General features: G+C 69.5%; 26 protein-coding genes. 16 read left to right on the plus strand and 10 right to left on the minus strand.

The genetic code is table 11. The features are described 5' to 3' along the window. Positions 1-99 precede the first annotated feature (99 nt). Entirely contained in the window at positions 100-1,173 is a 1,074-nt protein-coding gene (gene dapE / locus ACFXI3_RS17820) for a succinyl-diaminopimelate desuccinylase (protein WP_378400495.1), read from the minus strand. Positions 1,174-1,215: 42 nt separating this feature from the next. On the opposite strand from dapE, the gene ACFXI3_RS17825 reads away from it, so the two are divergent. From ACFXI3_RS17825 to ACFXI3_RS17835, 3 genes are all read left to right on the plus strand, one after another. Further along, positions 1,216-1,656, plus strand: coding sequence for a hypothetical protein (locus tag ACFXI3_RS17825; protein ID WP_344288686.1), 441 nt, complete (start codon positions 1,216-1,218; stop codon positions 1,654-1,656). 29 nt (positions 1,657-1,685) lie between these two features. Then, a complete protein-coding gene (gene dapD, locus ACFXI3_RS17830) occupies positions 1,686-2,666 on the plus strand; it encodes a 2,3,4,5-tetrahydropyridine-2,6-dicarboxylate N-succinyltransferase (protein ID WP_344288688.1) in 981 nt (326 codons plus the stop codon). Between the two features lie 98 nt (positions 2,667-2,764). Beyond that, entirely contained in the window at positions 2,765-3,724 is a 960-nt protein-coding gene (locus tag ACFXI3_RS17835; protein WP_378400497.1) for a CHAD domain-containing protein, read from the plus strand. On the opposite strand, the gene ACFXI3_RS17840 is transcribed toward ACFXI3_RS17835, so the two are convergent. Further along, positions 3,717-5,114 carry an FAD-dependent monooxygenase gene (locus ACFXI3_RS17840; RefSeq protein WP_378400499.1) on the minus strand — a complete coding sequence of 466 codons (1,398 nt, stop codon included), beginning with the start codon at positions 5,112-5,114 and terminating at the stop codon, positions 3,717-3,719. The two genes, ACFXI3_RS17835 and ACFXI3_RS17840, sit on opposite strands and share 8 nt — an antisense overlap. Before the next feature lie 87 nt (positions 5,115-5,201). Here ACFXI3_RS17840 and ACFXI3_RS17845 point away from each other — a divergent pair, with 87 nt between their 5' ends. Continuing rightward, the gene (locus ACFXI3_RS17845; RefSeq protein WP_378400501.1) at positions 5,202-5,822 is read left to right on the plus strand and encodes a TetR/AcrR family transcriptional regulator; all 621 of its coding nucleotides are present in this window, start codon (positions 5,202-5,204) and stop codon (positions 5,820-5,822) included. A gap of 136 nt (positions 5,823-5,958) precedes the next feature. Here ACFXI3_RS17845 and dapC read toward each other — a convergent pair whose 3' ends face one another. From dapC to ACFXI3_RS17860, 3 genes are all read right to left on the minus strand, one after another. After that, complete coding sequence (gene dapC / locus ACFXI3_RS17850) at positions 5,959-7,047, minus strand: succinyldiaminopimelate transaminase (RefSeq protein WP_378400503.1); 1,089 nt, start codon at positions 7,045-7,047, stop codon at positions 5,959-5,961. Then, a complete protein-coding gene (fdxA, locus tag ACFXI3_RS17855; protein WP_009072848.1) occupies positions 7,044-7,364 on the minus strand; it encodes a ferredoxin in 321 nt (106 codons plus the stop codon). The genes dapC and fdxA overlap by 4 nt, the downstream gene beginning before the upstream one ends. Before the next feature lie 120 nt (positions 7,365-7,484). Further along, entirely contained in the window at positions 7,485-7,658 is a 174-nt protein-coding gene (locus ACFXI3_RS17860) for a hypothetical protein (RefSeq protein ID WP_093575832.1), read from the minus strand. Between the two features lie 46 nt (positions 7,659-7,704). Here ACFXI3_RS17860 and ACFXI3_RS17865 point away from each other — a divergent pair, with 46 nt between their 5' ends. The 8 genes from ACFXI3_RS17865 to ACFXI3_RS17900 all read left to right on the plus strand — a co-directional run bounded on the left by ACFXI3_RS17865 (position 7,705) and on the right by ACFXI3_RS17900 (position 12,548). Continuing rightward, the gene (locus ACFXI3_RS17865) at positions 7,705-8,454 is read left to right on the plus strand and encodes a GNAT family N-acetyltransferase (protein WP_378400505.1); all 750 of its coding nucleotides are present in this window, start codon (positions 7,705-7,707) and stop codon (positions 8,452-8,454) included. Further along, positions 8,451-9,452 carry a 2-phospho-L-lactate transferase gene (gene cofD, locus ACFXI3_RS17870; protein ID WP_378400507.1) on the plus strand — a complete coding sequence of 334 codons (1,002 nt, stop codon included), beginning with the start codon at positions 8,451-8,453 and terminating at the stop codon, positions 9,450-9,452. Before ACFXI3_RS17865 ends, cofD begins: the two co-directional genes overlap by 4 nt. After that, positions 9,445-10,782 (plus strand): coenzyme F420-0:L-glutamate ligase, encoded by a 1,338-nt coding sequence (locus tag ACFXI3_RS17875; protein WP_378400508.1) that lies wholly within the window; start codon positions 9,445-9,447, stop codon positions 10,780-10,782. Before cofD ends, ACFXI3_RS17875 begins: the two co-directional genes overlap by 8 nt. Further along, complete coding sequence (locus tag ACFXI3_RS17880) at positions 10,779-11,306, plus strand: NUDIX hydrolase (RefSeq protein ID WP_378400510.1); 528 nt, start codon at positions 10,779-10,781, stop codon at positions 11,304-11,306. Before ACFXI3_RS17875 ends, ACFXI3_RS17880 begins: the two co-directional genes overlap by 4 nt. Positions 11,307-11,315: 9 nt before the next feature. Continuing rightward, complete coding sequence (locus tag ACFXI3_RS17885) at positions 11,316-11,462, plus strand: LPXTG cell wall anchor domain-containing protein (RefSeq protein WP_093575833.1); 147 nt, start codon at positions 11,316-11,318, stop codon at positions 11,460-11,462. Continuing rightward, positions 11,459-11,812, plus strand: a complete 354-nt coding sequence (locus ACFXI3_RS17890; protein WP_378400512.1) for a GntR family transcriptional regulator — start codon at positions 11,459-11,461, stop codon at positions 11,810-11,812. Before ACFXI3_RS17885 ends, ACFXI3_RS17890 begins: the two co-directional genes overlap by 4 nt. Before the next feature lie 32 nt (positions 11,813-11,844). Next, on the plus strand, positions 11,845-12,147 hold the full coding sequence (locus ACFXI3_RS17895; RefSeq protein WP_378400514.1) for a hypothetical protein: 303 nt from the start codon (positions 11,845-11,847) through the stop codon (positions 12,145-12,147). A 68-nt stretch (positions 12,148-12,215) separates the two neighbouring features. After that, positions 12,216-12,548 (plus strand): hypothetical protein, encoded by a 333-nt coding sequence (locus ACFXI3_RS17900; protein ID WP_378400516.1) that lies wholly within the window; start codon positions 12,216-12,218, stop codon positions 12,546-12,548. A gap of 59 nt (positions 12,549-12,607) precedes the next feature. Here the strand turns inward: ACFXI3_RS17900 and ACFXI3_RS17905 are convergent, their stop codons facing one another. Together ACFXI3_RS17905 and ACFXI3_RS17910 are read right to left on the minus strand one after the other, a co-directional pair. Further along, positions 12,608-13,501 (minus strand): DNA-3-methyladenine glycosylase family protein, encoded by an 894-nt coding sequence (locus tag ACFXI3_RS17905; protein ID WP_378400518.1) that lies wholly within the window; start codon positions 13,499-13,501, stop codon positions 12,608-12,610. After that, entirely contained in the window at positions 13,501-14,580 is a 1,080-nt protein-coding gene (locus ACFXI3_RS17910) for a sugar phosphate nucleotidyltransferase (RefSeq protein WP_378400520.1), read from the minus strand. Before ACFXI3_RS17910 ends, ACFXI3_RS17905 begins: the two co-directional genes overlap by 1 nt. Before the next feature lie 140 nt (positions 14,581-14,720). On the opposite strand from ACFXI3_RS17910, the gene ACFXI3_RS17915 reads away from it, so the two are divergent. Then, positions 14,721-15,200 (plus strand): hypothetical protein, encoded by a 480-nt coding sequence (locus tag ACFXI3_RS17915; protein WP_344288719.1) that lies wholly within the window; start codon positions 14,721-14,723, stop codon positions 15,198-15,200. A gap of 195 nt (positions 15,201-15,395) precedes the next feature. Here ACFXI3_RS17915 and ACFXI3_RS17920 read toward each other — a convergent pair whose 3' ends face one another. Both ACFXI3_RS17920 and ACFXI3_RS17925 read right to left on the minus strand, forming a co-directional pair. Then, complete coding sequence (locus tag ACFXI3_RS17920; protein WP_344288723.1) at positions 15,396-16,259, minus strand: glycosyltransferase family 2 protein; 864 nt, start codon at positions 16,257-16,259, stop codon at positions 15,396-15,398. 70 nt (positions 16,260-16,329) lie between these two features. Beyond that, the gene (locus ACFXI3_RS17925; RefSeq protein WP_344288725.1) at positions 16,330-16,965 is read right to left on the minus strand and encodes a TetR/AcrR family transcriptional regulator; all 636 of its coding nucleotides are present in this window, start codon (positions 16,963-16,965) and stop codon (positions 16,330-16,332) included. 133 nt (positions 16,966-17,098) lie between these two features. Between ACFXI3_RS17925 and ACFXI3_RS17930 the strand changes: the two genes are divergently transcribed. From ACFXI3_RS17930 to ACFXI3_RS17940, 3 genes are read left to right on the plus strand one after another with little or no spacing between them, the layout of a single operon-like run. Next, on the plus strand, positions 17,099-17,716 hold the full coding sequence (locus ACFXI3_RS17930; RefSeq protein ID WP_378400522.1) for an SRPBCC family protein: 618 nt from the start codon (positions 17,099-17,101) through the stop codon (positions 17,714-17,716). Positions 17,717-17,743: 27 nt separating this feature from the next. Further along, positions 17,744-18,073: a hypothetical protein gene (locus ACFXI3_RS17935; protein ID WP_378400524.1), complete on the plus strand. Its 330-nt coding sequence runs from the start codon at positions 17,744-17,746 to the stop codon at positions 18,071-18,073. Between the two features lie 46 nt (positions 18,074-18,119). Then, positions 18,120-19,094 carry an amidohydrolase family protein gene (locus ACFXI3_RS17940; RefSeq protein ID WP_378400526.1) on the plus strand — a complete coding sequence of 325 codons (975 nt, stop codon included), beginning with the start codon at positions 18,120-18,122 and terminating at the stop codon, positions 19,092-19,094. On the opposite strand, the gene ACFXI3_RS17945 is transcribed toward ACFXI3_RS17940, so the two are convergent. Further along, complete coding sequence (locus ACFXI3_RS17945) at positions 19,091-20,221, minus strand: glycosyltransferase family 1 protein (protein ID WP_344288912.1); 1,131 nt, start codon at positions 20,219-20,221, stop codon at positions 19,091-19,093. The genes ACFXI3_RS17940 and ACFXI3_RS17945 overlap by 4 nt on opposite strands. Positions 20,222-20,363 lie beyond the last annotated feature (142 nt).

The following is a 20,363-nucleotide window of genomic DNA, read 5'->3' on the forward strand; positions in this document are numbered from 1 at the left end:
CCTTGACAAGCACCCCCAGACCGTCAGCACAATCAAGCTTCGGGGTGCCCCACGCAACCACCCGTGCGCAATGTCGCCGCCAGGCGACGAGCCGACCCCTCAACTAAGGAACTTCCTCAACACCTCAGCAACCCCCCGAATCTCCCCAACCCGAACATTCTCCTGCTGCGTATGCGCCAACGTAGGATCCCCAGGCCCAAAATTCACCGCAGGCATCCCCAACGCAGCAAACCGAGCCACATCCGTCCACCCCAACTTAGCCGCAGCAGTCCCCCCAGCCGCAGCCACAAGTTCCGCGGCAGCAGGCTCCGACAACCCAGGCAACGCCCCAGGCGACATATCCACCAACGTCACATCAAACCCGTCAAAAACCTCACGCACATGAGCCTCAGCCTGCTCCGCCCCCCGATCCGGCGCAAACCGATGATTAACCGTCAAAACAGCTGAATCAGGAACAACATTCCCAGCCACCCCACCAGAAATAGCAGTAGCCTGCAGCCCTTCCCGATAAGTCAGCCCGTCAATCTCGACAACCCGAGCCGAATAAGAATCCAACCGCCGCAACGGCTCAGCCAACGCATGAATCGCATTCGACCCCATCCAAGCCCGAGCAGTATGCGCCCGAGCCCCAGAAGTCCGAACCTCAACCCGCAACGTCCCCTGACACCCAGCCTCAATCACCCCATTAGACGGCTCCCCCACAACCGCCAAATCACCCACAAGCCACTCAGGCAACTCCCGCTCAATCCGCCCAAGCCCATTCCGAACAGCCTCAACCTCTTCATTATCATAAAAAACAAACGTCACATCATGCCGAGGCTCCGGCAAAGTAGCGGCGAGATGCAAAAACACCGCATCCCCACCCTTCATATCCACCGAACCAAGACCATGCAACACCGCATCGTCCCCAGCCCCAGTACGCCGAGAAGGCAAATTGGAATTCTCCGGCACCGTATCCAGATGCCCGGCAAGAATCACCCGCGAAGCCCGCCCCAAATGAGTCCGCGCCAACACAGCATCCCCATTACGCACAACCTCCAAATGCGGAGCCTGCTCGCTCAGAGCCGCCTGCACCAGGTCAGCAAGCCGCCCCTCCTCCCCAGAGACGCTGAACACATCCACAAGGGCAGCAGTGAGCTCGGCCGGATCGGCGCGCAGGTCAAGGGAGGTCATACCGGCACCGTACCCAGCCAGCACGGGGGCTACCGTGAGGACGTGCGCACGCGAAGCTCCCTGGTCGCTCTGGGCGTCCTCGCCCTCGTCCTCACCGGCTGCAGTACCGAGGCCGGGCCCAAGGCCCGTCCTGGCGCCGGCGATCCGGGTCCGGACGCCCTGCCGACCAAGCTCGAGGCGCTGTCGGCCGACTCCTGCTTCACCGGCCCGCAAACCCAGCTGCCCAAGGGCTGTGAGAAATACGTCACCGAGGTGGGCAACACCGCCGGTTCGGTGCACAAGCTGGCGAAAGCGGGCAAGACGGTCAACCAGCCGCTCGACCGCGACGCGACCGCGATCGACCAGGCGGTCGGCGCGTTCCGCCAGGCAGGCTGCACCACCGTGGCGACGCCGGGCGGGGAGTGCACGCAGGCGCTCGTCTCCATCTCGGCCGCGCTGACCGAGGTCAAGCAAAAGGTGAACCAGCTGGCCACCACGGGTTGATCCGGCTCGCTTCGGCTACCGTGACCAGCGTGAGCGAGCAGACCCCTGACCCCGAAACGACCGGCGCCGTCGGCGTCGGGCTGGCGACCGTCACGTCCGACGGGACCGTGCTGGACACCTGGTACCCGCACCCCAAGCTGGTCGACGCAGGCACCAGCGGCACCGAACGGCTGACCGCGGAGCAGACCGCCGAGCTGCTCGGCGAGTCCGCGGCCGCGCTGCTCGGCCCGGACACCGACCGCGGTGTCGAGGTCGTCGCGGTGCGCGTCACGATCGGCAGCCTTGCCACCGCGCCCGCCGACGCCCACGACGTCTACCTGCGCTTGCACCTGCTGTCGCACCGCCTGGTCCGGCCGCACGGGCAGAGCCTCGACGGCATCTTCGGCCTGCTGGCCAACGTCGTGTGGACGAGCCACGGCCCGTGCCCGGTCGAGGGCTTCGAGCAGACCCGGCTGCGGCTGCGGTCGCGCGGCGCGGTCGCGGTGTACGGCGTGGACAAGTTCCCGCGGATGGTCGACTACGTGCTGCCGACCGGCGTCCGCATCGCCGACGCCGACCGCGTGCGCCTCGGCGCGCACCTCGCGTCCGGCACCACCGTGATGCACGAGGGCTTCGTCAACTTCAACGCGGGCACGCTCGGCGCGTCGATGGTCGAGGGTCGCATCTCGGCGGGCGTGCTGGTCGGCGACGGCAGCGACGTCGGCGGCGGCGCGTCGATCATGGGCACCCTGTCCGGCGGCGGCACCGAGGTGATCTCGGTCGGCGAGCGCTGCCTGATCGGCGCGAACGGCGGCGCGGGCATCTCCCTCGGCGACGATTCGGTGATCGAGGCCGGGCTGTACATCACCGCGGGCACCAAGGTCGAGGTCGACGGCAAGACGGTCAAGGCACGCGAGCTGTCCGGCATCTCCGGCGCGGTCTTCCGGCGCAACTCCGCGACCGGCGCGGTCGAGGTCGTGCCGCGCGGCGGCGTCGGCATCAAGCTGAACGAAGCACTGCACGCCAACTGATCCAGCCTTCGAGAGGGTGCGCTTCCCGCGGCGGGAGCGCACCCTCTCGCTGTTTCGGCGGACTCCGATCCGCTCGTTGTTCACCTACCATTAACCACGTGACTTCCGAAGCGACCAGCCGCCGCCGCACTCCGGAACCGACGACGCCGGCCGCACTCGGGCTCCCCGCCGAACCGGCGACAGCGGACCCCGAGGCCCCGGCGGCCGCGCACGTGCGCGCCAAACTCGACCACGAACTGCGCGAACTGCTGTCCCGCGAACCCGGCACCCGGGCCGGTGCCGATCCGGAAGAACTGCACCAGATGCGCGTGGCGCAACGGCGGATGCGGAGCGTGCTGAAATCCTCCAGCGCGCTGGTCGGGGCCACCGCGGAACCGGTGCGCGCCGATCTCGGCTGGCTGGGCCAGGTGCTCGGGGAGGTCCGCGACTACGACGTCCTGATCGGCCACCTGCGCGAGGTGATCGCCGACTTCGACGTCCGAGACCAGGCCGCCGGCCGACGGCTGGTGTCCCGCTTCGTCGCCGAACGCACCACCGCCCGCCGCCGGCTGAACCGGGCGCTGTCGAGCCCGCGGTACGCGACCCTGCTGCAGGGCATCGCCCAGCTGTCCCGCACCGCGGAGCACGAGATCGACGAGACGCCGTCCGAGAAGCCCGGTCTGGCCGCCGACGTGCGGAAGCCGTACCGAAAACTCGCCCGCGCGGTCGCCGCCCTGCCGCCGAACCCACCGGACGACGACCTGCACGCACTGCGCATCCACGGCAAGAAACTGCGCTACACCGCGGAATTGGCCCGATCGGCGGCGAAGAAGAAGCAGGCCGAGAAGCTGTCCGAACTGATCAAGGCGACTCGCAAATTCCAGACCGTGCTGGGCGATCATCAGGACGCGGTTTACGCCGCCGAGAAGGTGCGCGGCGCGCTGGCCAACGCGGATGCGGAGATGGGCTTCGTCGCTGGCCGGATCGTCGAACACGAGCTGGCCAAACGCGCCCGAGCCCGCGCCGCGTGGCTCGATGTGTGGCACCGCATCGAAAAAGCCGAGCACGCGGTCACTTAACCGACCACACATACCCATCCGGCCGCACCAACACCCGCTTCCCCGGCACCCCTTCATAAGCCGCATAAGCATGCCCGCCGACATCAACGAATTCCCCCGTAGACCCCTGCGGCAAAATCCGATACGCCGGATGCTCCGTCCCCAGTTCCCCCTCGCCGAACACCAGCTCGGTCGCATGTGGACCCTGGAACAACTCGAACAGCCGCACCCCCTTGCCATTCCCGTCGACAAGCGGCGCATCCGGCGCCCGATCCCCCGGTCGCAACGCACCCGTACCCACCGGCGACAGCGGTCCACCCCGATAGGTCAAGTCAAGCTGCTGCGTCTCCGGCCCGCGTTTGTGCGCGTCCTCGGAACCATCCTTGTACTTCTTCAGCAACGCACTGCTCACCCCCAGCACCCGCGCCGCGACCGCACGCCGTTCCGCCTCGTAGCTGTCCAGCAGCTCAGGTGATCCGTCGGCAAGCTTCCAGGCGAGGTTGTACGCGTCCTGCACCCCGGTGTTCAGCCCCTGCCCGCCCGTCGGCGGGTGCACGTGCGCGGCGTCCCCCGCAAGGAACACGCGGCCCTGCCGGAACGCCGCGGCCAGCCGGATGTTCGGCCGCCACACCGTGGACCACGCCAAGTCGAGCAGTCGGATCCCGCCGCCGGACACGCGGTCCAGGTGCGCCTGCAACGCGCTCAACGAAGCCTCCGCGTCGCCGTCGCCGAGCGGCGAGGAGAACTGGAAGTGCGGCGTCCCCGCGAGCGGCGTGAAGGCCACGCCGGACATCGGCTCGTCCGCCGCCGCGAACCAATACCCCGAGTCGTGGTCGAGCCCCTCCGCCGAGACGTCGCCCAGCAGCAGCCGGATCGACTCGTCGGTGGTCCCCTCGAAGGCGATCCCCAGCGCCTTGCGCACGAAGCTCTTCCCGCCGTCCGCACCGACCAGGTACTCCGCCCGCACCGTCTCCCCGGTCGACAGCTCGGCGGTGACACCCTCGTCGTCCTGCGTGAAGCCGGTCAGCGCGGTGTTCAGCTCCACCCGCACGCCGAACTCGGCCAGCCGGTCCCGCAGGATCCCCTCGGTCTGCGACTGGCCGAGGAACCAGGCGTTCGGATACGGCACCGCGGGCGTCGGCTCGACCGGCTCGGCCATCCGCCGCACCATGGCGAACTTCCCGTCGAGGTACACCTTCATCGGATACGGCGGCGCACCCGCGGCGAGCACCGCGTCCAGCACGCCGAGATCCTCGAAAACCTCCATCGTGCGCGGCTGCAGCCCGTCGCCGCGCGAACCGGCGAAGTACTGCTCCGCCTTGTCCACGATCCGCACGCCGACCCCGCGCCGCGCCAGCTCGATCGCCAGCGTGAGCCCGGTCGGCCCCGCTCCCGCCACCAGCACCGTCATGTCCCTCGCCCCTCTCGGTGAATTTACATTCAGTGAATCTAGATTCAGAATGCCCGCTGATAGCGTTCGCGTCAAGGGAGGTGCCGGATGACGGCGACGAGCCGCAAGGACAAAGCCGCCGAAACGGAAACGGCGCTGAAGGAAGCGGCCAAGCGCGTGTTCGCGGCCAAGGGCTACCTGAACACGAAGATCACCGACATCACCAAGGAAGCGGGCCGCGCCGCCGGGTCGTTCTACAACCACTTCGCGAGCAAGGAAGAACTGCTGGTCGCGCTGCTGGCCGACCTGGCGGAGGACAGCGACCAGCAGGCCATGGCCGAAGACCATCTGGCCGATTTCAGCGATCCCGCCGCGGTCCGCTGGCACGTGCGGCAGTACTGGGACTTCTACCGCGCCAACGCGCCCACGATGCTCGCGCTGCGCCAGGCGGCGATGGTGAACGACGACTTCGCCGCCACGTACGCGAATTTCGGCGCCACTCAAGCCTCAGACGTCGAGAGCCACCTCGAACACGTCACCGCGGCCGGCTTGCGGCTCCCGGCGAACACCCAGCTGACCATCGCGATGATGTACCAGCTGATCGACAACTTCGCGCAGATGTGGCTGCTGACCCCGCCACCCGCGGGCTGGGATCAGCCGTCGGACGAGGAAGCCATCGAGGCACTGACGCGGTTTGTGTACCGCGGCTTCACCGGCCGCGACTACTGAACCGGCTGACGAGGGGCTGCATGACTCGGCTGCCGCGAAAGTACGTGAGGGGAACCCTGAGGGAATCAGATTCCCTCAGGGTTCCCCTCACGTACCTCGGGATCGCGCTCCGGCCCGTCGACGGGGCGAGAGGCGGTTAGCCCTGCGCGAGCCGCTCCGCAGCCGCCTCGATGCGCTCGTCCGTGGACGTCAGCGCGACCCGCACATGGTCGCGTCCCGCAGGCCCGTAGAACGTCCCCGGCGCGACCAGAATCCCGCGCTCGGCAAGCCATTCCACCGTGGCCTGCGCGGATTCCCCGCGCGTGGCCCAGAGATACAGCCCAGCCTCGGAGTACGTGATCTCAAACCCGCTGTCCTGCAACGCCTTCCGCAGCACGACGCGACGCGCGCGGTAGCGTTCGCGTTGTCCGGCAAGGGCTTCGTCGTCGGTCAGCGCGGCCACCATCGCCTGCTGCACCGGACGCGGCACGATCATGCCGGCGTGCTTGCGCACCTCCAGCAGGGTCTTCACCAGCGCAGGGTCACCGGCCACGAACCCGGCGCGGTAGCTGGCGAGGTTCGCCGACTTGGACAGCGAATGCACCGCGAGCAGGCCGTCCGTCTGTCCACCGTGGACGGACGGATGCAGCACCGACAGCGGTTCCGCCTCCCAGCCGAGCGAGAGGTAGCACTCGTCGGACACCACGACAGTGCCGCGGTCGCGCGCCCATTCGACCACCTTGCGCAGGTGGTCGACGCCCAGCACGCGGCCAGTCGGGTTCGACGGCGAGTTCAGCCAGATCATCGCCGGGCGGCGCGGGCCGAGCTGGGTCAGCCCGTCCGCGCGCACCACCTCGGTGCCCGCGAGCAGCGCGCCGACCTCGTACGTCGGGTACGCCAGCTCCGGGATGACCACCACGTCGCCCGGTCCGAAGCCGAGCAGCCGCGGCAGCCAGGCCACGGCCTCTTTCGAGCCGATCGTCGGCAGCACCGCGTCCGGTTCGACGCCGGTGATCCCATACCGCCGCTGCAACGCCGTGACGGCCGCTTCGCGCAGCTCAGGCGTGCCGTGCGTGGTCGGGTAGCCGGGGATCTCCGACACGGACGCGAGCGCGGCGCGGATCGAGTCCGGCACCGGGTCGACGGGCGTGCCGACGGAGAGGTCGACGATGCCCCCGGGATGCGCCTGCGCGCGGGCCTTGACCTCGGCGAGCGAATCCCAGGGGAAGTCGGGCAGCCGGGTCATTCGCCCTGCGGGGGCAGAGCCTTGATGAACCCCGGGTCGTGCGCGGTCTTGCCGACCTTGGAGGCGCCGCCGGGCGAGCCCAGCTCATTGAAGAAGTCGACGTTCGCCTTGGTGTAGTCGGACCAGTTGTCCGGGACGTCGTCCTCGTAGTAGATGGCCTCGACCGGGCAGACCGGCTCGCAGGCGCCGCAGTCGACGCACTCGTCCGGGTGGATGTACAACATCCGCTCGCCCTCGTAGATGCAGTCCACGGGGCACTCGTCGATACACGCCTTGTCGAGCACGTCGACGCAGGGCTCGGCGATCACGTAGGTCACTGCGTACTCCTGGCTTCTCCTGCTGGGCCGGTCGGTGCGGACATTACGCGCTTCCCCGGCCCCCGGTGGTGGTTAGGCGACCCTTATCCCACCCCTGGAAACGGGGCGGATCCGCGCCGCTCAGCGGTCCCGGCGACGCGGTTTCGGCGCGTTCCGGGCATCGCCGGTAATCGTGAACGCGGGGCCGGCGGGCTTGCCGTCCTCGCGTTTTTCTTCGAGAGTCCGCTTGAAGCCATCGGCGATCTCGTCGACAAGCTCGTCGTTGTGCCGGTCGTCCTTGCGCGCGTAGCTCATGGGTTCTCCTGCGGAACGGGACAGCTCTCTCCGTCACAATCTAACCGTGAACTCCCGGGAAAAGCTCGAAATCGTGTGCGCGAAAGCATGGCCGGCGGTGGTCGAGGAGCCGCTCGGACAATGGACTTTGCGCTGGGCGGACGGCTTCACCGGGCGCGCGAACAGCACACTCGCCGTCGGCGACCCCGGCCGTCCGCTCCCGGACGCGCTCGAGGCCGTGTGTGACTTCGCCCACGCCCGCGGCATTCCGCCCGCGGTTCAGGTGCTGGAAGACAGCGATCTGGAGCGCGCGGTGGCCGCGGCGGGCTGGCGCGAGCAGGTCGAGCACGCCGCCGGGCACCAGGTGTCGGTACTGACCGGTCCGCTGCCGTCCGCGCCTTCGCCCGGCGCCGAGGTCCTCGACCAGGCGACGCCGGAATGGTGGGAGTTGGCCGAGAACACCAGGGAGCCGGGTTCCGCCCAGCGGCACGTCGTGACCACCGGAAAGGTCGGCTACGGCGTCGTGCTGGCCGACGGAATCACCGCGGGAGCGGTGCGCGGCGCGATCGTGGACGACTGGCTGCACGTCTCCCGGCTCGCGGTCGCGCCGGCGTTTCGCCGCCGCGGCCTGGCCACGACGGTGCTGCACGCGCTCGCGGACTGGGGCCGCGCGCACGGTGCCGACAAGTGGGTCCTGCAAGTGGCGGTGAGCAACACTGGCGCGCTCGCGTTGTATTCCTCGCTGGGCTGTTCGGAGCACCACAGGTACCGGTACTGGGGCCCGGCGCCGCGGACGTGCGAGGATCGCCAGTCGTGAAGATCGTCGTACTGGTTGGCGGGGTGGGCGGCGCCCGCTTCCTGCTCGGGGTCAAAACCGCACTCGGACTTCCCGCGATCGGCTCGGAAGGGTCAGCCGAATCTCCGCACGAGATCACCGCGCTGGTCAACACCGGCGACGACGTGTGGATGCACGGCCTGCGCATCTGCCCGGATCTCGACACCTGCATGTACACCCTCGGCGGCGGCATCGATACCGAACGCGGCTGGGGCCACGCGGGCGAGACCTGGACGGTCAAGGAGGAACTCGCCGCCTACGGCGCGGAGCCGACCTGGTTCGGGCTCGGCGACAAGGACATCGCCACGCACCTGATCCGGTCGCGGATGCTTCGCGCGGGCTATCCGCTGTCCCAGGTCACCGAGGCGCTGTGCGACCGCTGGCAGCCCGGCGTGCGGCTGCTGCCGATGTCGGACGACCGGGTCGAGACGCACGTCGTGATCGACGACCCGGAGCAGCCGGACCAGCAGAAGGCCGTGCACTTCCAGGAGTGGTGGGTGCGCTACCGGGCCGGTGTGCCCGCGCATTCGATCGTCGCGGTCGGCAACGACGAGGCCAAGCCCGGCCCCGGCGTGCTGGCGGCGCTGGCCGAGGCGGACGTCGTGCTGTTCGCGCCGTCGAACCCGGTCGTGTCGGTCGGCACGACGCTCGGGGTGCCCGGGGTGCGCGACGCGCTGCGGAAATCCCGCGCGAAGGTCGTCGGGGTGTCGCCGATCATCGGCGGGAAAGCATTGCGCGGCATGGCCGACGCGTGCCTCACCGCGATCGGCGTGGAGACCTCCGCGGAGGCGGTCGGCCGGCATTACGGCGCGCGAAGCGAGGGCGGCGTGCTCGACGGCTGGCTCGTCGCGCCGGAGGATGACGAGGTCACGGTGCCCGGGGTGGACGTGCGCGCGGTGCCGCTGCTGATGTCCGATGCGGACGCGACGGCGGACATGGTCCGCGCGGCGCTCGACGTAGCGGGAGTCTCTCTTGACTGACCATGCTTCCCAGAAGATCGAGATCCTGCCGGTCCCGGGGTTGCCGGAGTTCCGTCCTGGCGACGACCTGACCGGCGCGATCGTGTCCGCCGCGCCGTGGCTGCGGTCCGGCGACGTGGTCGTGGTGACCAGCAAGGCTTTCTCGAAGATCGAGGGCCGCCTGGTGCGCGTGCCGAGCGACCCCGAGGAGCGCGACGCCGCCCGGCGCAAGCTGGTCGAGGAAGAATCGGTGCGGGTGGTCGCCCGGATCGCGCGCACGCTGATCACCGAAAACCAGCTGGGCATCGTGCAGGCGGCCGCCGGGATCGACGCGTCGAACGTGCGCGGCGACGAAGTGGCGTTGCTGCCCGCGGACCCGGATGCGTCCGCTTTGGCTTTGCGCAACGGTTTGCGGGAGCGGCTGGGCGTCGAGGTGGCCGTGGTCGTCACCGACACCATGGGCCGCGCCTGGCGAGTCGGCCAGACGGACGCCGCGATCGGCGCGTCCGGCCTGCGCGTGCTGCACGGGTACGCCGGACAGGTCGATTCGCAGGGCAACGAGCTGGCTGTCACGGAAATCGCGGTCGCGGACGAGATCGCCGCCGCCGCGGATCTGGTGAAGGGCAAGCTCGGCGGGTTGCCGGTGGCGGTCGTGCGCGGGCTGCAGATCCACGACGACGGCTCCACCGCGCGCACCCTGATCCGCCCGATCGAAACCGACCTTTTTCGGTTGGGCACCAACGAATCCATCGCGCAGGGCCGCCGGGAAGCGGTGCCGCACCGGCGTTCCGTCCGGCAGTTCAGTGACGACCCGGTGGATCCCGAAGCCATGCGGCGCGCCGTCGCCGCCGCGCTCACCGCGCCCGCGCCGCACCACACGCACCCGGTGCGATTCATCTGGCTGCGCGACGAAGGCCTGCGCCGCAAGCTCCTCGACGCGATGCGCTCCTCCTGGGAAGCCGACCTGACCAGCGACGGTTTCACTCCCGAACAGATCGCGAAACGCCTGTCCCGCGGCGACATTCTCTACCGCGCGCCGGAACTGGTGATCCCGTTCCTGCTGCCCGAAGGCGCGCATACCTACCGCGACGACCGGCGAAACCGGCACGAGCGCACCATGTTCACCGTCGCCGCCGGTGCCGCCGTGCAGGGTCTGCTGGTCGCGCTGGCCGCCGAAGACCTGGGATCCTGCTGGATCGGCTCGACCATCTTCGCCGCCGACCTGGTCCGGTCCACTTTGGACCTCGACGACCAGTGGCAGCCGCTCGGCGCGGTCGCCGTCGGGCACCCGGCCGAACCCGCTCCCCCGCGCGGACCGCTCACCACCGGCGATTGGCTGATCGAACGATGACCCTGCACGAATCCGCCGTCGCCGCGCTGACCGAGTGGAAACCCTCTTCCTCGGCACAAGAGTCGCTGCGACAAGCGTTTCTCGGCTTCCTGGCGTCGCGTCCGGACACTTGCCAGCGTTCCTGCGAGGCCGGGCACCTGACCGCGTCCGCGGTGGTCCTCGACTCGACCGGCACGCAGGTCCTGCTCACTCTGCACCCGCGCGTCGGCCGCTGGCTGCAACTCGGCGGGCACTGCGAACCGTCGGACGCGTCGCTGTCCGAAGCCGCCCTGCGCGAGGCGACCGAGGAATCCGGCATGAGCGGCCTGGTGATCGGCGAAACGCCGGTGCATCTGGACGTCCATCCGATCACCTGCTCGCTCGGCGTCCCCACGCGGCATTTCGACGTCCGGTACGCCGTGCACGCCCCGCCCGGCGCGGAACCCGTGCGCAGCGAGGAATCCGACGATCTGCGCTGGTGGCCGGTGGACGCGCTGCCCGCGGGTTCGGAAGATCTGGCCGAACTGATCGCCGCGGCCCGTTAACCTGGGCGCATGGACCTGGCGCGACCGCATCTGCATCCGGGCGACACCGGCGTCGCGATCAGCGGATGGGTGGTGCTGATCGGCTTCGCGGTGGCGTTCGCGCTGCTGGCGCTGGGCATTGTGGTGAGCATCCGGAGGAAACGGCGGCAACGATGAGCATCAGCTACGACCCGGCTTCGCCCGTCCCGCCGTTCGAACAGGTCCGGACGTCGCTGGCGAACCAGATCAACGACGGCACCCTGGCGGTCGGCGCGAAACTCCCGACGGTGCGCGGACTGGCCGCGGACCTGGGCATCGCGCCGAACACGGTGGCGCGCGCGTACCGCGAGCTCGAGGAAGCCGGTCTGCTGGAAACCCGAGGCAGAGCAGGCACTTTCGTCGGCGCGACCGGCGACGAGACGCTGTCGCGAGCCCAAGCCGCGGCGGCCACGTACGCCGAGGTCATCCGGGGATTGGGCTTGTCGGCCGAACAAGGCGTGGCGATCGCGGCGGCTGCCCTGCGCTGACCGCGGCGAGGAATTAGCATCTGGTTTTGTCCGTGCCCGACCCGATTGGGAAGCCCATGCTGAACTTCGTCCTGCCGGGCGCGCTGATCCTGCTGCTGGTGGTCGTACTGATCCTGAAATTCACGGTGGGGCGGCCTAAGCAGCCACCGCAGCCACCGCAGGCTGGGCCGGGGCAGTATCCGGGACAGCCTCCGTACGGGCAGCAGCCGCAAGGCCAGTACCCGCCGCAGCCGGGTGCTCCGCAGCAGTTCCCGCCGCAGGGCCAGTACCCGCAGCAGCAGTATCCGCCGCAGCCCGGTCAGCAGTACCCGCCGCAGCAGCCCCCGCAGGGCTGATCCATTCCGGTGCGCGAACCCAGCTGAGCGGCCTACGATGGACCCTCGCCCAGGGGAGGATCTTCATCATGGCTGTGCAGCCTTGGCACCTCATCGTCTTGATGCTGCTGGCTGGGGTGGTGGCCGTGATCGTGGTGATGGCGCGGGCCTCGTCCCGGCGGAAGCAAGGCCCGCCGCCGGGTTACTTCCCGCCGCAGCAGGGCTATCCGCCGCCCGGCCAGCCCGGCTACCCCGCGCCCGGCCCCCAACAGCCCGGTTATCCCACGCAGAACTACCCCGGCCAGCCCGGCTACCCGCCGCCCGGCCCGCAGTACCCGAACGCCCCGCAACCGCCCCAGCCCGGCACCCAATACCCGCCGCAGGGACCCGGTCAGCAGCCCGGCCCGTACCCGCCGCGCTGACTAGCGTCGCCTAGAAGCCCCGCAGTCGGAACCTCAACCTCCGCACCCATCGCGCCGAGCTACATCGCCCGGTAATCCCGCAGCTCAATCCGCGGCCCGAACCTCGGCTTCCGAGCCCCAGCCGCCCCCAGGTACCGGATCGCGCGCTGCCGTTGCGGGGCGTACGGCGCGAGCACCTGCGCCATCTCCTCGTCGTCGATCTTCCGCCCGAGCAGCGTGTGCCCGACCATCGACGGGATGTTGTAGTCGCCGAAACTGACCGCGTCCGGGTCGCCCCACGCGCGCTGGGCGATCTCCGCCGCCGTCCACACGCCGATGCCTCGCACCTTCCGCAGCCACGCGCGTCCCTCGATCCCGCGCAGCCGCACCGCTTCCTCCAGCCGCGGGGCCACCCGGGCCGCCTCGATCAAGGCCGTGCGGCGCTTGAGGTCCACGCCGATCTTGTGCCAGTTCCAGTCCACAATGGACCGAATGGCGACTGGATCCGGCGGCACCCGCAGGAAATCCGGACCCGGACCGGGCGCGCGCGTGCCGAACCATCGGCACAGCTCCGCCCACGACCGGATCGCTTCCTTGCCGCTCACTTTCTGTTCGAGGATCGCCAGCACCAGTGCGTCCCACACCCGCCCGGTCGAGCCGAGCCGCAGCCCGGGCGCGTTGCGACGGCCTTCGGCGATCACGTCGTGGTGCGCGACGAATCCGGTGTCGTCATCGTCCGCGCCCAGCAGCGCGGGTACGCCGTCAAGCAGGAAATCCGCGCCGTCGCCCCAAGCCTCGGCCTCGACGACCCCGTCCGGCCGGTGCAGCAGCGCCAGCGTTCCCTTGCCGCCGGGCGTGTTCGCGGCCAGCCACCAGACACCGCGGTCGCGCCGGAAGTTCAGCGAACCGCGCCCACGGCTCAGCGGACCCAGCACCTGCGCCAGATCCACCGGAAACCCCGGACGCCACTCCATCACGCGTCGCTCGAAAACCGGATGCCGCCGTCCGGCACCGAAACGCCGGGCCAGATCCGCACGCCGTCCAGCAGTTCGCAGCCGGCCCCCACCGACGCGCCGTCGCCGAGCACCACGCCGCGCAGCACCGCGCCCTCGCCGACCTGAGCTCCGCGGCCCAGCACCGAATTCTCCACAATCGCGTCCGGACCGATCACCGCGTCGTCGAACACGACCGAGCCGGATACCGTCGCGTCCTTGCCGACAATGGCTCGCGCGCCGATCGTCGTCCCGTCGGTGAGCTTCGCTCCGGTAAAGACGGAAGCCGCGTCCAGCACGAGAGAATCGCCAGTCGGCCCGGCCAGCGCAGAGGTCGGCGCGACGCCGCGAACCAGATCGGCGCTGCCGCGGACAAACGCTTCCGGGGTGCCGACGTCGAGCCAGTACGAAGAGTCGACAAATCCGTGCAGATGCGCGCCATTTTCGAGAAGCCCGGGGAACGTCTCGCGCTCGACCGACACTCGCCGCCCGGTCGGAATGGTCTCGATCACCGGACGGCGGAAGACGTAACAGCCGGCGTTGATCTGGTCCGTCGGCGGGTTCGGCGTCTTCTCCAGGAAAGCCGTGACGCGCCCATCGGAATCAGTCGGCACCGAGCCGAAGCGGCTCGGGTCGGGGACGCGCTGCAGATGAAGGGTGACGTCCGCGCCGGAGTCGAGGTGGGTGCGCAGCTGAGCGTGGAGATCGGCCCCGGAGAGGATGTCGCCGTTGAAGACGATCGCGTGGTCGGCGCGCAGCCGGTCGTAGACGTTGCGGATGGCGCCGCCGGTGTCGAGCGGCTCGTCCTCCACTACGTACTCGAGTTCCAGGCCGTGCGCGGACCCGTCGCCGAAGTACTCCTCGAACACCTCGGCCCGGTACGACGTGCCGAGCACCACGTGCCGGATGCCGGCCGCGCGGATGCGGGAGAACAGGTGGCTCAGGTACGGCGTGCCCGCCGTCGGCAGCATCGGCTTCGGCGCGGACAGCGTGAGCGGGCGCAGCCGCGTGCCCTGGCCGCCGACCAGTACGACGGCGTCGACCTCGACCTCGGACGTCACAGAAATCTCCTTTGTATCACGCACCGCTGAGCGACAAGCCGCGGGAAACGTGGGCGGCGCGGGCCCCGAGGGCCTACCCTAGACAGGAAACAGGCGGGCCTTTCCCCAGAGGCCCCGGGTCAGTCGGGAGGCCGAGGGGAATGGACCCCCGCGATCGCGCGGACGCTTTGCTCGCACGCGCACGATCCCGCGGCGCCTTCGTGGTGACGCCGGACAACATGACGTCTCCGATGGATTCCTCCAGCACCCAGCAGATCTCCAGAGCGGTGGTCTCCGGGCTGGACCCCGACACCACGACGCAGCTGCCCGCGTCGCTGATCGAAGAAAACGACCATCCGCTGGCAGGCGGCTCGCGCACGCAGCCGTCGCCGCATCCGCTGGCCCAGCCGACGCCGACGCGGCCGCTCGAGATCCCGGGCCCGCAGAACACCCTGCCGCAGCCGACGGTGCCGAGCCCGGCCGGTCCGCAGACGACGACGCCGCTGGTCCCGCGCCCGCAGGCGAAGCCGGTGGCGAGCCCGCTGAAGGAGCCGGCCGAGGAAGAGATGACCGGTCTGGTCCCGACGGTCAAGCAGAACAGCGGACGGTCCAATCTGTCCCGGCGGCTCGACGGGCTGTGATCCTCGCGGGGTCTCCCCCGGCCCGGGTTGCCCGGATTGCCCGGGGAGATGCCCCGTGCGGGAGGTCGCGTCTCCCGCGAGCGATCTTTACGACCGCAAAGTGTTGCGGCTGTTGAGCATCCGGACGCCCGAGAAGGCACGCCGGTTGCCCTGCTGTCCTTTGCGGACTCGCAGCCCTTGCGGACCCCGCAGCCGTCAGCCCTTGCGGGTTTCCAGCTTCACCCGCAACGCCAGCCCGAGCTTCACCGCCGCCAGCACCGGCTTCCACAGCAACCCCTGGTGCCGGTCGGCGAGGTAGCGGTAGGCGCTCGCGTGATGGGCGCGCAGCATCTTCGCCGACGCGCGCGCCGTCGAGTGGCCGCCGATGTGCATCACGCTCGACGACGGGGCGTAGACGTTCTGCCAGCCCGCCTTCGCGAGCCGGTCGCCGAGGTCGACGTCCTCGAAGTACATGAAGTAGCGGGTGTCGAAGCCGCCGACGGAGTCGAACGCCTCGCGCCGGAAGAGCTGGCAGGAGCCGGACAGCCAGCCGGACGTGCGCTCGGTCGGCGCGGCGTTCTCCTGGCGGTATTCGCGGGTCCACGGGTTGCCCGGCCAGACCTTGCTGAACACCGCGTGCCCGATCCCGCGCCCGAACGACGGCAGCAGTCGCGCGGACGGGTAGACGGTCCCGTCGAGGTCGTGGATCAGCGGCCCGAACGCGGCCCCGCGCGGCCAGCGGCCGGCGACCTCGATCAGCGCGTCGAGCGAGCCCGGCTCCCATTCGAGGTCCGGGTTGACCACGACGACCCAGCCGTAGCTGTCGTCGAGCGCCGCGACGCCGCGGTTGGCGGCCGTCCCGTAGCCGACGTTCTCGCCGATGCTGACGAGCGTCACGTTCTCGCGTTCGGCGGCCTTTTCCGGAGCGCCGTCGGTGGACGCGTTGTCGGCGACGACGACGTGGACGTCGCGGTCAGTCGCCTTGTCGAGCGTGTCGAGGAACTTCTCGAGCGTTTCGCCGGGGAAGTAGGTCACGGTCACGACGCCGACGCGGTCACCATACGTGCGCTGCTCAGTCACCGCGCCATTGTCCACTGCTCACGGACGGCTACGTCAGCCCACCGACCCGGTCACCCGCAGTCACTTCCGCTTACGCTTTCAGCTCGGCCAGTTCGTCGTCGATCAGCAGGGCCGGGTCGAACTTCATCCCGGTGAAGTGGCCGGCCAGTTCGAGCGACAGCACGCCGTGCAAGCGGGTCCAGAAGGACAGCGCGCGCCGCACCGCGCCGGTGCCGACGGTGTCGCTGTCCACCCACTCGCGATGGGTTTCCAGGTGCACGTGGAACGTCGTCGCCGACTCCGGTTCGCCCAGCGCCGAGTTCGCCTGGATCAGGACTTCCATGACCTCGTTGGAGATCGCCGTGGTGTCCGGCGGCGCGTGGTAGCCGGGCACCGGCGTGCCGTAGATGAGGAAGTAGCGCTGCGGGTCGGCCTTGGCCCAGTCCCGGATGACGTGGGCGAGGGCCAGCAGGTCCGCCCCGGAGTCCGCGGCCGCCCGGACGGTGTCGGCGAGGCTCCGGAACGCGTCCCGGATCAGCGCGGTGATCAGCTCGTCCCGGCCGCGGTAGTACCGGTACAGCGCGGGCACGGTCATGCTCATCTGCTTGGCAATCGCGGTCAGCGACAGCGCGGGCAGCCCCGCCTCGGCGATCTGGTTCCGCGCGTGCTGCTTGATCTCCCCGCGCACCTGCTCGCGGTAGCGCTCCCGCGGTGCCTGTTCGGTCATCGGCCGTTCCCCTTCGCTCCTGTCCGCCCAGTGTAGTTAAGCCCCTTCACTTCCGCTATTGACGTTCACGATGGCGAGCTTGTACGGTCTTCACCAGAGTTAATGCTATTAACTGCCACTAAGGGAGTTCACCATGTCGGACACCGCCCGTCGCCTGCGCGCCGCCCTCCTCGCCCTTCCGATCGCCGCCGGACTGCTGGGCGCCGCGCCCGCCCAAGCCGCCACCGCGCACCCGGATTCCCTTACCTGCCAAGGCAAAGGCATCGACCGGACAGCCCAGCTCCACCACCGCGCGGAAACCTTCATCAAGGCCCCGCTGAGCACCGTGTGGCGGCTGCACACCAACGTCGAAAGCTGGCCGCGCTGGCAGAAGCCGGTCACGAGCATGAAGCGCCTCGACCCGGGCAAGCTGCACCCCGGTTCGCAGTTCCGCTGGACCACGCCCGCCCCGGCCACACCGTCGACGCCCGCCACCACGCTGGTCATCACGTCGACCGTCCACCAGGTCAAGCCCGGCCAGTGCATCCGCTGGTCCGGCCCCGCGATCGGCCAGGGCCTGCGGATCGACAAGGGAACGCACGTCTGGAACTTCGTCCCGGTGCGCGGCGGAGTCATCGTGCGCACCGAAGAAAGCTGGACCGGGTCGCAGATCGAGGCCGACCCGGCCACCGCGATCAAGTACCTGGCCCCGGGGCTGGACCTCTGGCTCGCCGACCTGAAGACCGCCGCCGAAGCCCACTGCCGCCACTGAACGCAGGCCCCGCGAAGGAGAACCGTCATGACCGCATCTCGCGCCTCGCTGCCCATCCTGATCACCGCCTGGTCCGTTCCCGCGCTCGTCCTCGGACAGTTCGCGTTGCTCTCCGGCCTCCCGCTGATCGCGCTCGTCGCCTCCAGCCTGCGCAATTCGCAGCCGCGCGCTCTGCGCTGGTGGTCCGCCGGGCTGGCCGCTGTCTATCTCGGAGTCCTCGCACTCTGGGCGTTAAGTCCGGAAAGCGCGCCCAGTTTGTCTAAATCCATGAATCCGGCGGTAACCGCATTCTTCGTCGCAAGCGGAGTCGCGGTCGCTATCGCGCACCACGTCCGCACAACGCCGAAGGCCGGTTAACCGAAAACTGGTAATCTCGAAAGCACCAGCCCTCATGAGGAGGCCGATGAAAACCGTCGCGATCGAGGAGCACTGGACCACCCCTGGCATCGACCGGATGCTGCGCACCGAATCCGGCGATCCGAGCGTCGCCCACAACGACCGGGGCGATCTCACGGAACGCCTGCTCGACATCGGCGACCAGCGCGTCGCGTGGATGGACGACGCGGGCATCGACGTCCAAGTGCTCTCGATCGCGCCGCCGGGGACGCACGGATGCCCGCCGCCGCACGGCATCGAGCTGAGCCGCCAGGCGAACGATCTCGCCAGCGAGGCCGTCGCGAAGCATCCCGATCGCTTCCGCGCCATGACGACGCTGCCGATGTCCGATCCAGCCGCGGCCCTCGCCGAGTTGCAACGGACCGCGAACGACCCGGCGCACGTCGGAATCATGTCGTACGGCCGCAGCGGCGATCGCCCCCTCGACGATCCTGCGTACGACCAGTTGCTCGGCGCGGCTGCCGCACTCGGACGGCCGGTCTTCGTCCACCCGCAGATCCCGGTGGAGTCAGTGCGCCGGGCTTCCTACAGCGGGTTCAGCCCCGAACTCGACCTCGGGCTGGCCACCTACGGCCTCGGCTGGCACTACGAGGCCGGGCTCGCCGTCATCCGGCTGATCCTGCGCGGAACCTTCGACCGCCACCCGGAGCTGCAGGTCGTCCTCGGCCACTGGGGCGAGGTTGTCCTGTTCGCACTCGACCGCATCGACAGCCTGTCGCACACGGCCCCGCATCTCGAACGCCGCGTCTCCGAGTATTTCCGCACGAACATTCACCTGGCGACGAGCGGAATGCTCGTCCCGCGAATGCTGCGCAACGCACTCGAATACACGACCGCCGACCGGATCCTGCTGTCCGGCGATTACCCGTTCCATCAGATACAGGCCGCAGCCGTCACGGAATTCCTGGAGCAATTGCCGAACCAGGAAGACCGGGAAAAGATCGCGCACGCCAACGCGGAAGCCCTTTACCGCCTCCGTTAACGATTGCGCAAATGCTGGTGCCAGGCTTTTCCGTAAGCCTCGCGGTGCCGATCCGCCGTTGTCGTCCACGAGAATTCCTTGGCGCGCCGCTGCGCCGCGGAAGCGAGCACCGAGCGGCGCGACGGATCGGCTAGCAATTCCGTCAACGCCGCGGCGACGTCTCCCGCACCGACGCCGCAGTACGCCACCGCGTCCCCACCGACCTCCGGCAGCGACAGCCGACGCGTGGTCAGTACCGCGGCACCGCAGGCCATCGCCTCGAGAACCGGCAGTCCGAAGCCTTCGCCGAGGCTCGGATAAGCCACAAGTTCCGCTCCGCCAAGGAATCCGGCGAGCGTGCCGAACGGCAGGTACCCGGCGCGGATCACCCGAAGCCGGTGCGGCACCGCGTCCAGCGCGCGCTCCACCTGGGTGTCCCAGCCGGGCTGCCCGGCGAGCACGAGCGCCGGTGCGTCTCGCTGCCCGGCGACCGCGCGGGCGTAACCGCGGATCAGCGCGGGCACGTTTTTCCGCGGTTCGAGCGCCCCGAGGAAGGCGACATACGGCGTCGCGCCGAGCCCGACCGCCTTCCGCGCCGCCGCGATCTCCTCCGGGGACGGCGGATGAAACCGTTCGCTGTCGACGCCGTGATGGATGATCTCCATCTCGGCCCGCCGCACCGGGCTCACCCGAGCCAGCTCTACCGCTGTCGCGTGACTGGGGACTACGCAGAGTGTCGCCCGGCGCAGCGCCGTGGTGGTCCAAGCGCGGAAGAAACGGGCCTTCACCGACGAGTGCAGGACGGCGTCGGTGAAGAACGTCGCGTCGTGCAGCGTGACCACCGAAGCGGCCCCGCTGCCGAGCGGCATCGTGTAGTGCGGCGAGTGCACGACGTCGGCGGCGAGCCGGCGCACAAGGCGCGGCAGGGTGGCCTGTTCCCAGGTCAGCCGAGCAGTGCGCGTCGAGGTCGCGGGCGACGCGGCGACGATCCGGGAACTGGGCGCGAGCTGGTCGTAGAGCGGCAGGTCGCGCGGCTGGCAGACCACCGTCAGCCGGGCCCCGTCCTGGTCGAGTGCGCCGACGAGCGAGTCCACGTATCGGCCGACCCCGCCCCGATCCGCGGGCACCGCGGTCGCGTCGATCAGCACACGGGGATCACCGGTCACGAGTGCAGCGTACGGCGATCACCCACCGCACAGGTCAGGAACCGGCAAACTGCCGCCAACTCCGGGAGCATCCACCCTCGCCCACCTGCGCTCACCCGTCTGGGTTCACCCGACCGTGTGACCT

The organism is Amycolatopsis sp. NPDC059235 (assembly GCF_042754125.1).
GTDB lineage: Bacteria > Actinomycetota > Actinomycetes > Mycobacteriales > Pseudonocardiaceae > Amycolatopsis > Amycolatopsis albidoflava.